Origin of the sequence: Kitasatospora sp. DSM 101779, assembly GCF_025655475.1 — a bacterium.
In the GTDB taxonomy this organism is placed as follows: Bacteria; Actinomycetota; Actinomycetes; order Streptomycetales; family Streptomycetaceae; genus Kitasatospora.
Genome location: NZ_JAHTIK010000001.1, coordinates 1,452,874 through 1,465,749, shown reverse-complemented (window position 1 = coordinate 1,465,749; position 12,876 = coordinate 1,452,874). Strand labels below are relative to the sequence as shown.

Here is a 12,876-nt window from a genome sequence, read left to right as displayed (position 1 = left end):
TCAGGCCCCGGTCGACTGGCGGACCAGCGCCGTCCACTGCTCGCCCGTCACCGGCCTGCCGTCCTTGCCGAAGACGTTCAGCGTCCTGCCGTCCAGCACCACCGTCGGGGTGCCCTGGGCGCCGCTGGCCGAGAACGCCGCGTCCACCTTGGCCGCCCACGGCCGGTAGGTGCCCTCGGTGACGGCCTTGGTGAATGCCTCGGTCTTCAGGCCGGGGACCTTCTGCGCCAGCTCCAGGATCCGGTTGACGTCCCCGAAGCCGTCCTCGCGCTCGTCCGGCTGGTTGGCGTACAGCACGTCGTGGAACTGCTTGAACTTGTCCACGCCCTCGTTCAGCGCCGCCCCCGCGGCGGCCAGCGCCGTCCGCGAGCCCTTGCCGCCGAGGTTCTTGTCCAGGAACGCCGCCAGGTGGTACTCGATCTTGTACTGGCCGCTGTCGGCGAGCTGCTGCACCGCCTGGCCCGCGGAGGCCTCGAACTGCTTGCAGACCGGGCAGCGGAAGTCCTCGTACACCTGCAGCGTGTGCGGTGCGTCGGCCTTGCCGTACACCACCACGGTGCCGTCCTGGCCGGTGGTGTTGACCGGCACCGTCAGCGGTGCCGAGGCCGCCGGGTCCGCGTCCGAGGCGGTGGCGATCGCCGCCACCGTGCCGCCCGCCACGGCCAGCGCCGCCACGACGCTCACCGCGACCACGGTACGCCGCCGGACGACGGCCGCCTTCTTCTCCCGGCGGTGGGCCTCCTGCAGGCGCTCACGGGCCGAGGTACGGGACTGCTGGGGCTGGGTGCTCATGATGATCCGTCGAATCCTCGCGTACGGGTGCACCACCGGGCCGCGCGGCCGCGCAGTGGTGCACCGGAAGAAAAGGGGGAAGGCACGCGGGCCCGCCCGCCCGACGGCAGCGCCGTCAGCAGGCGAGCGCGAACACCGGCGGGCCGCGACGCGGCGCCGGCGAGGGAACGACGGACTCCGGGCGGGGCAGCGACTCCCGCGTGTCCGGCGAGGGCGCCAGCTCGGCCGGGCAGGCCGGCAGCGGCGCGAGGACCGACAGCAGACGCCAGGCGACCGCCCCGGCCACCGCCCGCAGCGCGCGCAGCACCTGCGCCGCGCCGCCGAGCGCGGCCGCACCCAGGCGCAGCCACAGCGCCGCAGCGAGCGCCAGCGCCAGATGAGCCAGCAGCACCACCAGCCGCAGCGAACCGGCGGACTGCCCGGCCAGACCCGACAGCATCGGGCTGCCGTCCACCGAACCGCCGCCGCAGACCAGCAGATCCACCCCGTGCGACCGGGCAGCGACCGTCGTACAGCCGTCCTGCCCCAGGTTGAAGGCGGTGTTCAGCAGCAGCTCGACCGGCACCATCACGGCCGTCAGCCGCCACAGGCTGTGCCGGGCGCCGTCCAGCGCCACGGCCACCAGGAAGACGGCGGCGGTGCACGCCAGGACCAGCGTCATCGGCAGCGGCCGACCCGTCAGCACGACCTGGCCCAGGGCAGCGAGCGGCACCGCGAGGGCGGTGAACACCGCGGCCCGCAGAACCCTCGTCGCCCGGCTCTTGGTCATGGAGAGCGAGTATGCCAGGTCGCGGATCAGGACCGTGTAAGCGTCCGCACGGGTGATACGGCGTCAGGACGGCCCGCTCCGCACCCCCGCAGGCATACCCTGGAGACCCGGGAAGAGGGTGGTGAGCGTGCCGCACGGAGCCGAGCCCACCGCCGGCACGGTCCTCGGCGGGTGGATCTCCCGGCAGACCGAGACCCTCGCCGGCCTGGCGGACGCCGTCCGCGCCGACGAACCGGACGCCGTCCACCGGATGCGGGTCACCTGCCGCCGCCTGCGCAGCACCCTGCAGGCCTACCGGCCGCTGATCGGCGCCGACACCAGCGCCCTCGTCATCGCGCTCAGGGACCTCGCCTCGGACCTCGGTGCCGCCCGGGACACCGAGGTCCTCGCCGAACGGCTCACCGCGGACGCCCGCGCGCTGCCCGAGGACTGCCGGCCGGACGAGGTCGTCGCCGCCCTCGCCGCCTGGGCCGCCGAACGCACCGCCGGCGCCCGCCCCGAGGCGCTCGCCGCCCTCGACGGCCCCGGCTTCCCCGCCCTGCTCGCCGCCCTGCGCGGCCTCGTCGCCGAACCGCACTTCACCGCCCGCGCCGACCGCCCGGCCCCGCGCGAGCTCGCCAGGGTCGCCCGCCGTCAGCAGCGCCGCACCGCCCGCCGGATCGAGGCGGCCCGCGGCGCCGCACCCGGCGAGGCCACCGCCACCGCCCTGCACGAGGCCCGGAAGGCCGCCAAACGCGCCCGCTACGCCGGCGAGCCTGCCGGCCCCGCCGCCGACCGCTTCACCCGCCGGATGAGAGACCTCCAGGACCTCCTCGGCACCCACCAGGACGCCGTCCTCGCCGGCCGCACCCTGCACGGCCTCGCCGCCGCCGACCCGCAGCACGCCTTCGCCTACGGCGTCCTCTACGACCGCCAGCTGACCGCCGCGGCCGCCGACCGGGCCCGCCTCCCGAAGACCTGGCGCAGGGCGAGCGAACCGGCGTCGTTCTGAGCGGGGGCGCACCGGGGATGCGCCGGCGTCCCCGAGGAGTCAGAGCAGGCCCGCCGTGCGGGCGGCCGTGGCCAGCAGGTCGCGCAGCATGGCCGGGGTGAGGCGGCCGGTGTAGGTGTTGCGGGGGCTCACGTGGTAGCAGCCGAAGAGCTCTAGGGGCGGCCCGCCGTCCGCGGCGGGCAGGGTGGCGCGGGCGCCGTGGCCGAAGACGGGCCGCGGGCGGGGGACCGTCCGGCCGGAGGCGGCGAGCGCGGGCAGGACGGCCTCCCAGGCGAAGCCGCCGAGGGCCACCACCGCGCGGACGGTCGGCCGCAGGTACTCGAACTCGCGGGTGATCCACGGCCGGCAGGTGTCCCGCTCGTCCCGGGTCGGCCGGTTCTCCGGCGGGCAGCACCGCACCGGGTCGGTGATCCGCACCCCGTGCAGTTCCATCCCGTCGTCCCGCCACGAGGCGTGCGGCTGCGAGGCCAGGCCCAGCTCGTGCAGGGCTGCGTACAGCAGATCGCCGGACGGATCGCCGGTGAAGATCCGGCCGGTGCGGTTGGCGCCGTGCGCGGCCGGGGCGAGACCGACGATCACCAGCGCCGCGTCGGCCGGCCCGAAGCCGGGGATCGGGCGGGCCCAGTACTCGTCCTGCAGGTAGGCGCGGCGCTTGGTGCGGGCGGCCTCCTCGCGCCAGGCGACCAGGCGCGGGCAGGCCCGGCAGTGGGTGACGACCTCGTCCAGTTCGGCGAGGCCGCGGGCGGCGGCGGCCGCTGCGGCCGGGTGGTCCGGCGCCTGCGAGTCCCGGGCCGCGGGGAGCGCGGAGGGCCGGTCGCGGTCCGGGACGCCGGAGGGCGGCGGTGGGGGCGGCTCCATGCCGAGGATCGTAGGCGCTGCGCGCCGGCCGGGCGGCGGGATCCGGGCGGGCCGTGGACATCGGAGTAGCGTGGAGAGCAGGGTCCCTGCGTGTGCCAGAGGTGACGCAATGATCATTCTCGACGCGATCCTGGGCGCGCTGATCGTCCTGGCCATCTGGGCCGGGGTGAGCATCCGTGTGGTGCAGCAGTACCAGCGCGGTGTGGTGTTCCGGTTCGGCCGGGTGCGGGACGAGGTGCGGGACCCGGGCCTGGCCTGGCTGCTGCCGATCGCGGACCGGCTGAAGCGGGTGAACGTGCAGATCATCACCATGCCGATCCCCGCACAGGAGGGCATCACCCGCGACAACGTGACGGTGCGGGTCGACGCCGTCGTCTACTACCGGGTGGTCGACCCGGTGAAGGCCACCGTCAACGTGCAGGACTACAACTTCGCGATCTCCCAGGTCGCCCAGACCTCGCTCCGCTCGATCATCGGCAAGAGCGAGCTGGACGACCTGCTGGCCAACCGCGAGCCGCTGAACCAGGGCCTGGAACTGATGCTGGACAGCCCCGCGCTGGGCTGGGGCATCGAGATCGACCGGGTGGAGATCAAGGACGTAGCCCTGCCGGAGTCGATGAAGCGCTCCATGTCGCGGCAGGCGGAGGCGGAACGGGAGCGCCGGGCGCGGATCATCACCGCCGACGGCGAGTACCAGGCCTCGGCCCGGCTCTCGGAAGCTGCCGCGATCATGAGCACCACCCCGGCTGCGCTCCAACTGCGGCTGCTGCAGACCGTGGTGGAGGTCGCCGCGGAGAAGAACTCCACGCTGGTGCTTCCCTTCCCGGTGGAGCTGCTCCGTTTCCTCGACAGCGTCACCGAGAAGCCGGCGCCGGCCCCCGAGCAGGCCGCCGCGCCCGGCCCCGAGCAGCTGGAGCTGCCCGATCTCCCGGCGCTGGACGAGGTGTTGGCGCGTGACCCGCTGGAGGCGGCGCCGGGCGAGACGGTGAACGGCTCGCGGCCCGAGGTGGCGGCCCCGCGGGGCCGGGACCACGATGGAGGGACGGAGGTCTGAGGCACGGCGGGAGGCCTGACCATGACCACAGCCAGAGAGATCATGCACCCTGGCGCCGAGTGCGTCGGGGAGTTCGAGACGCTGGCCGACGCGGCCAGGATCATGAAGGACCGGGGTGTCGGCGCGCTGCCGATCTGCGGCGAGAACCAGAAGCTGCTGGGCATCCTCACCGACCGGGACATCGTGCTGAAGTGCGTCGCCGAGGGACTCGACCCGATGAAGGTCAAGGCGGTCGACCTCGCCGTCGGGCGGCCGATGGTGGTCGAGGAGGACGAGGACGCCGAACAGGTCCTGCGGGTCATGGAGCAGCACCTCGTCCGCCGCCTTCCGGTGATCAACCACCCCGACCACAAGCTGGTCGGCATGATCAGCGAGGCGGACATCGCCCGGCACATGCCGCAGGAGCGGGTCGCCGAGTTCGTCACCACCATCTGCGCCGAGGAGGCGCCGCAGTAGCGGGTCCAAGGGGTCCCGCGGGACACGGGGGGCCGGCCGGGCGGTGGGGTGTGCCGCCCGGCCGGCCGCTGCCCGCGGCCGGAGCCGGAACTGCCGGGAGCTGCCTTCAAACGGCACTCGGGAGGTCCCCCCGTGCGCCCCTATGCGGCATCCGTGCGCCTTTGAGGCACGCCCTAGAGCTTCGCCAGGAAGGCGTCGGCGATCACCTGGTAGCCGGCGTCGTTGGCGTGGATGTCGCCGCGCGCCATGTTGGTCCACTGCATGATGCGGGCCACGTTCAGCGGCACCTGGGCGCCGTTGAAGGGCACCGGGCGCAGCTCGTCGGTGTCGAAGGCGCGGGCGACGTCCGCCGTCGGCACCCGGTGCGCCGCGTCGGCGATGCCGATGGCGGCGTTCAGCGCATGGGACAGCGGCAGCGACATCGCGGCGGTGGCCCTGCCCTGGTCGCCGGTCAACCAGGCGGCGAGGAACGGGTCGTAGAGGTTCATGCCGACGATCCGGGTGCGCGGGCCGGCCGCCGCCTGCAGCCGGGCCAGGATGTCGGACAGGCCGCGTCCCGCGGTGGCGATGCCCTGCAGGGCGCACGGCAGGTCGATGCTGCCGCCGCTCGCGCAGCGGTTGACGTCGTTGGCGCCGATGTCGATGGTCACCAGCACCCTGTCCTTCCGGTGCTCGTGCAGGAACCTTTCGGCGGCGGCGAGTTGGGAGTCGGCCCAGGGGTGCGGCCAGGGGCAGCCGCCGTTCGCCAGGGTGCCGGTGGTCTCGCCCGGGCAGCCGAGGTCGGTGAAGTCGAACGGCTTGTGGCGGGCGGCGGCGCGCTCGCCCAGGACGCGGGCGATGTCCTGCGCGTAGCCGCGGCCGACCACCCGGCCGCCGTCCGGGGTGGTCTGGTAGCCCGCGGCGAGCGAGTCGCCGAGGGCCAGGTACCAGCGGGGCACGTCGGCGGGGACGGGGCGGTGGTCGGCCGCTGCGGCGGGAGCGGCCGTCAGGCCGAGCGCCGAGGCGGTGAACAGGGCTGCGGCGACGGCGAGTCTGACGCCTCCGGGCAGGGGTGTGCGCATCGGGCCTCCAGGGGTGGTGGGGGTCGCAGTGGGGTGCGGCCCGGTGAGGCTACTGCGCGGTAGGCCCGGTGAGTAGGGGTCGGACGGGATCAGCCGGGGAAGGCGTACACGGTGCTGGCGTGCGCGGCCGGCTCCTCCTCGCCCTCCGCCGTCATCACCACGTCGACGAAGGCGAGTCGGCGGCCCAGCTTGGTGATCCGGGCGGTCACCAGCACGTCCGCGCCGACCACCGCCCGCTGGAAGGTGGTCGACTGCTGGATCGTGGTCATCGGGCCGAAGCCGCCGCGGGCCGCGGACACGGCGACCACGGTCGCCGTGTCCGCGGCCGCCATCAGGGCCTGGCCGCTCAGTCCGCCGCCCTCCCGGGCGAGTTCGTCCGACCAGGGCAGCCGCAGGACGGCGTGCCGGTCACCGGTCTCGGTGACGGAGAGCTTGAGCGCCTGCACCCAGGGCGCGAAGTTGTCGGCGAGGATGGTGTCCGCCTCGGCGGTGGAGATCGTCACCGTGTCATTGTGGCGGCGCCCCGCCGCCCGCGCCACGACCGTGCAGCGGTGTTCCCGGCCGGCCGCGGCCCCGCCTACTCCGCCGCGCGGATCGCCCGCCGTACCAGCTCCGCCAGGTGGACGGCCCGGCGCCCGTCCGCGAGTTGGGCGATCTGGGTGCGGCAGCTCAGACCGTCCGCGAGCACCACCGTGTCCGGCGCGGCCGCGCGCACCGCCGGCAGCAGCACCCGCTCCGCCGCCGCGACCGAGACCTCCCAGTGTCCGCGCTCCATCCCGAAGTTGCCGGCCAGCCCGCAGCAGCCGGAGTCCAGCACCTCGTTGCGCACCCCCATCCGTTGCTCCACGCGCCGGTCGGCCGCGGTGCCGAGGACGGCGTGCTGGTGGCAGTGCACCTGGGTGACGGCCACCGCCTCCGACCGGGGCAGTTCGACCCCGCTGCCGTCCAGGAACTCGGCGAACGTCCGCACCCGGGACGGCAGTTCGCCGGCCTCCCGGCCGAGCAGCCGGGGCAGCTCCTCGCGCAGGGCGGCGGTGCAGCTCGGCTCCAGACCGACCACCGGCAGCCCGGCCGGGACGGCCCGCAGGCTGCGCCGCATCACCCGCCGGGCGAGGCCGAGTTGGCCGGTGGAGAGCAGGGTGAGCCCGCAGCAGACCGGGCCGGAGGGCAGTCGCACCTCGAAGCCCAGGTGCTCCAGCACCTCCACCGCGGCCCGGGCGGGCTCCGGGTCGAGCAGCTCCGCCATGCTGTCCGGCCAGAGCAGCACCGGCTGCGCACCGGGGCGGACGGGGTGGGCGGCCCGCCACCGGTGGAACCAGGCGGTGAAGGTCTGCTCCGGCAGTGCGGGCAGGCTGCGCCGCGGGTCGATCCCGCCGAGCCGCTTGAGCGCGGCGCCACCGGGCCCGGACTGCAGCAGCCGGTCGGCGAGCCGCGGCGCGAGCGCGGCGCCGCGCAGCCACAGTGGCAGCCAGCCGAGCGCGAGGTGGGAGGCCGGGCGAGGCCGCCACCGGTAGTGCCGGTGCAGGAACTCGGCCTTGTACGTCGCCATGTCGACATGGACCGGGCAGTCGCTCGCGCAGCCCTTGCAGCCGAGGCAGAGGTCGAGCGCCTCGCGGACCTCCTCGGAGCGCCAGCCGTCGGTGACGAGCTCGCCGCGCAGCATCTCGGCGAGCAGCCGGGCCCGGCCGCGGGTGGAGTGCCGCTCCTCGCCGGTGGCCATGTAGCTCGGGCACATCACCCCGGAGGAGGTGTCCACGCAGGCGGCGACGCCGACGCAGCGGTGCACGGCCTTGAGCAGGCTGCCGCCGTCCTCCGCCAGGGGCAGCGTGACCGGCAGGTCGCGGCCGGGGAAGCGCAGGTCGGCGTCGAGCGGCCGGGGGTCGACCAGCACCCCGGGGTTGAGCAGGTCGTCCGGGTCCCAGATCCCCTTGAAGCGGCGGAACAGGTCCAGGACCTCCGGCGGGTACATCCGGGGCAGCAGCTCGGCCCTGGCCTGGCCGTCGCCGTGCTCGCCGGAGAGCGAGCCGCCGTACGAGACGCACAGGTCGGCGGCCTTCTCCAGGAAGGCGCGGAACCCGGGCAGCCGGGCGGGGTCGGTGAGCGGGAAGTCCAGCCGCAGGTGGACGCAGCCCTCGCCGAAGTGCCCGTACGGGACGCCGCGCAGCCGGTGCCGGGCGAGCAGGCCGCGCAGCGCGCGCAGGTAGTCGCCGAGGTGCTCGACGGGGACGGCGGAGTCCTCCCAGCCGGGCCAGGCCTCGCCGCCGCCGGGGAGGCGGGTGACGATGCCCGCGCCGGTCTCCCGGATGCGCCACAGTTCGCGCTGTTCGCCGGGGTCGGTGACCACCACGGCGGTGGCCCGGCCGGTGCGCCGGACGGCGTCGGCGAGGGCACGGGCGGCGTCGCGGGCGGCAGCCGGGGTGTCGCCGCCGGTCTCCAGGAAGAGCCAGCAGTCGCCCGCGGGCAGCCGGTCGAGGGCGGCCGGGCGGCGGCCCGCCGCGAGCAGCGCGGCGACCAGGTCGGCGGACATCCCCTCGACGGTGAGCGGGCCCAGCGGCAGCAGCGCGGGCACGGCGTCGGCGGCGGCGCTCTCGTCGGGGTGGCCGGTGACCACCAGGGCGCGGGCCGGCGGGTCGGGGACCAGGCGGACGGTCGCGCCGAGCAGGACGGCGCAGCTGCCCAGCGTGCCGGTCAGGGCGCGCGCCAGGTCGTAGCCGTGCTCGGGCAGCAGGGCGTCGAGCGGGTAGCCGGAGCCGCGCCGGGGCAGGGCGGGCATGGTCTGCCGCAGCACGGCCAGGTGGGCGCCGGCGAGATCCTGCAGGGCGCGGTGCAGGGCGCCCTCGCGGCCCGGGAGTTCGCGCAGCCGGGCGCGGGCGGCGGCGTCCAGCGGTCCGGCGGCGGTGAGCTCGGTGCCGTCGGCGAGCAGCACGTCGAGGGCGTGCACGTTGTCCGAGGTGCGGCCCCAGGCCACCGAGTGCGATCCGCAGGCGTTGTTGCCGATCATGCCGCCGAGGGTGCAGCGGCTGTGCGTGGACGGGTCGGGGCCGAACCGCAGCCCGTGCGGGCGGGCGGCCCGCTGCAGGTCGTCCAGGACGGTGCCGGGCTCGACACGGGCGGTGCGGGCGTCCGGGTCGACCGAGAGCACCCGGCCGAGCCGTCGCCGGAAGTCCAGCACGACGGCTCCGGGGCCGATCGCCTGGCCGCCGATACTGGTGCCGGAGCCGCGCGGCACCACCGGCACGCCGAACTCGCGGCAGAGCGCGACGGCGGCCCGGACGTCGTCGAGGTCGGCGGGCTTGACCACGCCCCGCGGGACGTGCCGGTAGTTGGAGGCGTCGTGGCCGTAGACGGCCCGTTCGGCGGTGCCGAAGCGCACCTCGCCCCGCAGGGCGGCGGTCAGCGCGCGTTCCAGTCCGGTGGCCATGGGCCGATCATCGCAAACCGGTGGACCCGGGGCGCCCACCCCCGGCCGCGGGGTGACGGGGTGTCATCCGGCAGACTCGGCCCATGAGCGACGATCATGCGAACCCGTACCTCGCCCGCCTGCCGATCGGCGAGTCCGTGCCCTTCCCCGCGGAGGGCATGCCGGGCTGGGACATCTTCCCGTTCGAGGGCGACGTCAAGGTCAGGCCGCTGAAGGCGCCCGAGCTGCCCGAACCGCCCCGGGACGGCGAGGACGGGCCCGCGGACTGCAGCCAGTGCGCCCGCCCCGACGGGGACTTCCTGTGGACGGACGAGCACTGGCGGCTCTCCGGCCCCGGCGAGCCCGCAGCCGTCCCGGCGATCGTGCTGCTGCAGCCGCGCGACCACCACGACCTCGCCGACCTGCCGCCGGAGCGGGCGGCGGAGCTCGGCCCGATGCTGCAGCGGGTGGAGCGCGCCGTCATGTCGCTCGGCGGGATCGCCCGGGTGCACCAGAACAAGTGGGGCGACGGCGCCGCCCACCTGCACGTCTGGCTGATCGGCCGGCCCGCCGGGATGATGCAGCTGCGCGGCAGTCTGCTCCCGGTCTGGGACGACCTGCTGCCGAAGGTGCCGGTCGAGGAGTGGCGGGAGTCCGGTCGGCGGATCGCCGCGGCGATGGCGGCCGACGGCGGCACCGCGCACGTCTGACGCGGGTCCACCACAACGGACGCCGGGTCCACCACAAGGGCCGCGGGGAACTGCGCAATCCGGATGCGGTCCGCCGTACGAATCCCGGCTCGGCCCATGTCACGACGGTGCCCGCCCCGGGACTGCCGCAGTTCTCCCCCCGGCCTTCGGCCGGGAGGTGCCCCCGAACGCCCCTGAGGTGACCAGCGCCTACCGGCGGCCGGCGACCGCACCGCGGGCGATGTGCGAGAGCTTGGCGACCTCGAAGGCGGCGTAGGCACCGCTGGACAGCAGCGAGAACTTCACGCCCTCGCGGCCGTCCGGCCGCCGGTAGCCCTCGGGCTGGTAGCCGCGGTAGTGCTCGGAGGCCCGCTGGAAGAACTGCGGGCGTTCGGAGCGGTCCACGCAGCCGCCGAGGTCGAAGACGAAGAGGTAGTGCCGGATCATCCGGGTGAACAGCTGCGGCCACAGCGCGGCGGCGTCCGGCGAGCCGGCGAGCAGCTCGAAGCTGCGGGCGTACTGCTCGAACAGGTCGAACTGGCTGGCACCGGGCGAGCCGACCGGGTGCAGCGTGTGCCGGCGGCGGATGGTGACGCACTCGCGCGGCAGGACGGCCACCCGGCGGGCGGCCAGCATCGCGGCGTGCACCACCGGGACCTCGTCGTAGTGGCCGTCCGGGAAGGCGGCCACGGTGCCGCGGCGCAGCAGGCGGTCCCAGACCAGCGGCGGGGTGCCGAGCAGGGCGGGTCGCTCGGCGGCCGTGGTGACCTCGGGCCCGGCCTCGGCCAGCACCCGCTCGGCACCGCCGGGCCACAGCCTGTCGCGGTAGAACCGGTTGTGGCCGAACTGGAGGACGTCCACCTCGCCGGTCTGCTCCAGCCGCTCCGCGAGTGCGGCGAAGGCGTCCTCGTCGAGCAGGTGGTCGCTGTCGAGGAAGAGCAGGTAGTCGCCGGTGGCGCGGGCGGCGCCGGCGTTGCGGGCTCGGCCGATCCCGACCGCCGCGTTCAGCCGCAGCACGCTGACCCGGGGGTCGCGCATGCCGTAGGCGTCGGCGATGCGCTCGGGGCAGTCCGGCGAGGTGTCGACGACGAGGACGATCTCGAAGTCGCGGAACGACTGGGCGAGCAGTGCGTCGAGGCACTCCTTCAGCTGGCCGTTCCGATCGTGGGCGGGGAGCACGACGGAGATGAGGGTAGCCATGGCGGGGAGGCTAAAGAGGTCTACAGGCCCCCGCAATGTCCCTAAGCGGAGCCAATCGCTCCAAAAGCGGTCAGAGTCGATCGATCGCACCCGATATCTGCGCTCGGCCTTCACGGGAACCCGACAAACAGTCACCGCGGGTCGCGGGGAGTGCCGCGTCCGGTGACGAGGTGCAAGAGCAGGCCGTCGAGGACGCCGCGGGGCGCGTGGACGGTTCCACGCGCCCCGCGGCGTCGGTCGGCCCGGAGCCGGATCAGTACCAGTGGTGCGCCTGCCAGAAGGCCCAGGCGCCGCACGGGCTGCCGTACCGGCTGTTCATGTAGTTGAGGCCCCACTTGATCTGGGTCGCGGCGCTGTCGCGCCAGTCGGCACCGGCCGAGGCCAGCTTGGACGCGGGCAGGGCCTGCACCAGGCCGTACGCGCCGGAGGACTTGTTCACCGCGTGGACGTTCCAGCTGCTCTCGTGGAACACGATGTTGCTGAAGCAGGCCAGCTGGTTGGCCGGCACGAGCTGCGCGGCGATCTGCTTCGGGCTGCCGGTCGGCGCGGCCTTCAGGGCGCTGCGCTGCTGCGAGCGGGAGGCGGCCTGCGCCTTGGCCTTCGCGTCCGCGGCGGCCTGCGCGTCGGCAGCGGCCTTGGCGTCCGCCGCGGCCTGCGCGTCGGCAGCGGCCTTGGCGTCGGCGGCCGCCTTGGCGTCCGCGGCGGCCTTCGCGTCGGCGTCCGCCTTGGCCTGGGCGTCGGCCTGCGCCTGCGCGTCGGGCTGGGGCTGCGCCGGGGCGGCGGCGGCCTGGGTGGCGGCCGGAGCGGCGGCGACGGGGGCGGCGGCGACGGCGGTGGAGGTGTCCTGCGGCAGGGCCAGCGCCAGGATCGCCGTGCCGGCCACGGTCAGCGTGCCGACGCTCGCGAAGAAGGCGTGCGGGCGGTGCGTCAGCGACAGGTTCTTGGGGAGCGGGAGCTGCATGGAGGGGGACAACCTCTTCCATCGGTCGGGGGCCGATTCCGGGCACACGGGCATCGCGAAGCGTGTTCGGGAGGAACAGGCCCGCAGAGCCGTGCGGACGGCCTGGGCGCCCCGGCCGGTGGACCGGAGCGGGCGGGGTGCGCGGCGGAATCGGGCCGCGCTGCCTTGCGACCGGGACATTCTTGACAGAGCCGCAGAAACACGGCAACGAGCTCGAGAACTACGCCCGGTCGTAGACGGCCGGTAGCGCCCGCCCCTGCTCCGGGCCCTCCCCGTGCACCCGGACGGTCCTTGCCGCCGACCGCGGGACCGGGCCGGACACCTCGACTGACCAGCGGATTCGCCGCCCCGCACGGCCGGCACCGGGGCGCTGCCCGGGGGCGGGCGCCGCGCCAGGCCGCCGCGACGACTATCGGGGGCAGTAGCGGGCCGAAGCCCTGTGCCGGGCTTCACAGGCGCCGGCCGCGGAGATCGGCGCCCCGTCACCGGCCGGTCACCCAGGGGTGGCCGGCGAGGCGGAGACGCGGGTCACGGCCGTCCGACGCCCGCGGGGCGGCCGACCACGGCCGGGACGCCAGCGGCGGCGGTGACGGCGGCGCGCAGCACCGGGTCCGGGCGGCGTCGCGGGGTTCGCCGGGTCGGACG

General features: G+C 75.3%; 12 protein-coding genes. 4 read left to right on the top strand and 8 right to left on the bottom strand.

Going from position 1 to position 12,876, the window contains the following annotated elements; all coding sequences use genetic code 11:
* Both KSNIM_RS06740 and KSNIM_RS06735 read right to left on the bottom strand, forming a co-directional pair.
* Nucleotides 1–792 carry a DsbA family protein gene (locus tag KSNIM_RS06740; RefSeq protein WP_263102313.1) on the bottom strand — a complete coding sequence of 264 codons (792 nt, stop codon included), beginning with the start codon at nt 790–792 and terminating at the stop codon, nt 1–3.
* 115 nt (nt 793–907) lie between these two features.
* A complete protein-coding gene (locus KSNIM_RS06735) occupies nt 908–1,561 on the bottom strand; it encodes a hypothetical protein (RefSeq protein ID WP_263102312.1) in 654 nt (217 codons plus the stop codon).
* A gap of 127 nt (nt 1,562–1,688) precedes the next feature.
* Between KSNIM_RS06735 and KSNIM_RS06730 the strand changes: the two genes are divergently transcribed.
* Nucleotides 1,689–2,552 carry a CHAD domain-containing protein gene (locus tag KSNIM_RS06730; RefSeq protein WP_263102311.1) on the top strand — a complete coding sequence of 288 codons (864 nt, stop codon included), beginning with the start codon at nt 1,689–1,691 and terminating at the stop codon, nt 2,550–2,552.
* A 39-nt stretch (nt 2,553–2,591) separates the two neighbouring features.
* Here KSNIM_RS06730 and KSNIM_RS06725 read toward each other — a convergent pair whose 3' ends face one another.
* Entirely contained in the window at nt 2,592–3,410 is an 819-nt protein-coding gene (locus tag KSNIM_RS06725; RefSeq protein ID WP_263102310.1) for a uracil-DNA glycosylase, read from the bottom strand.
* Between the two features lie 109 nt (nt 3,411–3,519).
* Here KSNIM_RS06725 and KSNIM_RS06720 point away from each other — a divergent pair, with 109 nt between their 5' ends.
* Both KSNIM_RS06720 and KSNIM_RS06715 read left to right on the top strand, forming a co-directional pair.
* Nucleotides 3,520–4,464 (top strand): slipin family protein, encoded by a 945-nt coding sequence (locus KSNIM_RS06720; RefSeq protein ID WP_263102309.1) that lies wholly within the window; start codon nt 3,520–3,522, stop codon nt 4,462–4,464.
* 21 nt (nt 4,465–4,485) lie between these two features.
* Nucleotides 4,486–4,920 (top strand): CBS domain-containing protein, encoded by a 435-nt coding sequence (locus KSNIM_RS06715; protein WP_263102308.1) that lies wholly within the window; start codon nt 4,486–4,488, stop codon nt 4,918–4,920.
* Between the two features lie 173 nt (nt 4,921–5,093).
* Here the strand turns inward: KSNIM_RS06715 and KSNIM_RS06710 are convergent, their stop codons facing one another.
* The 3 genes from KSNIM_RS06710 to KSNIM_RS06700 form a co-directional block, all read right to left on the bottom strand.
* Nucleotides 5,094–5,981, bottom strand: coding sequence for an SGNH/GDSL hydrolase family protein (locus KSNIM_RS06710; RefSeq protein WP_263102307.1), 888 nt, complete (start codon nt 5,979–5,981; stop codon nt 5,094–5,096).
* Nucleotides 5,982–6,070: 89 nt separating this feature from the next.
* Nucleotides 6,071–6,484 carry a PaaI family thioesterase gene (locus tag KSNIM_RS06705; RefSeq protein WP_263102306.1) on the bottom strand — a complete coding sequence of 138 codons (414 nt, stop codon included), beginning with the start codon at nt 6,482–6,484 and terminating at the stop codon, nt 6,071–6,073.
* Nucleotides 6,485–6,558: 74 nt separating this feature from the next.
* The gene (locus tag KSNIM_RS06700) at nt 6,559–9,402 is read right to left on the bottom strand and encodes an FAD-binding and (Fe-S)-binding domain-containing protein (RefSeq protein ID WP_263102305.1); all 2,844 of its coding nucleotides are present in this window, start codon (nt 9,400–9,402) and stop codon (nt 6,559–6,561) included.
* An 83-nt stretch (nt 9,403–9,485) separates the two neighbouring features.
* On the opposite strand from KSNIM_RS06700, the gene KSNIM_RS06695 reads away from it, so the two are divergent.
* On the top strand, nt 9,486–10,091 hold the full coding sequence (locus KSNIM_RS06695) for a hypothetical protein (protein WP_263102304.1): 606 nt from the start codon (nt 9,486–9,488) through the stop codon (nt 10,089–10,091).
* A gap of 189 nt (nt 10,092–10,280) precedes the next feature.
* On the opposite strand, the gene KSNIM_RS06690 is transcribed toward KSNIM_RS06695, so the two are convergent.
* Both KSNIM_RS06690 and KSNIM_RS06685 read right to left on the bottom strand, forming a co-directional pair.
* Complete coding sequence (locus tag KSNIM_RS06690) at nt 10,281–11,270, bottom strand: glycosyltransferase family 2 protein (RefSeq protein WP_263102303.1); 990 nt, start codon at nt 11,268–11,270, stop codon at nt 10,281–10,283.
* 253 nt (nt 11,271–11,523) lie between these two features.
* Nucleotides 11,524–12,231: a lytic transglycosylase domain-containing protein gene (locus tag KSNIM_RS06685; RefSeq protein WP_263102302.1), complete on the bottom strand. Its 708-nt coding sequence runs from the start codon at nt 12,229–12,231 to the stop codon at nt 11,524–11,526.
* Between the last annotated feature and the right edge of the window lie 645 nt (nt 12,232–12,876).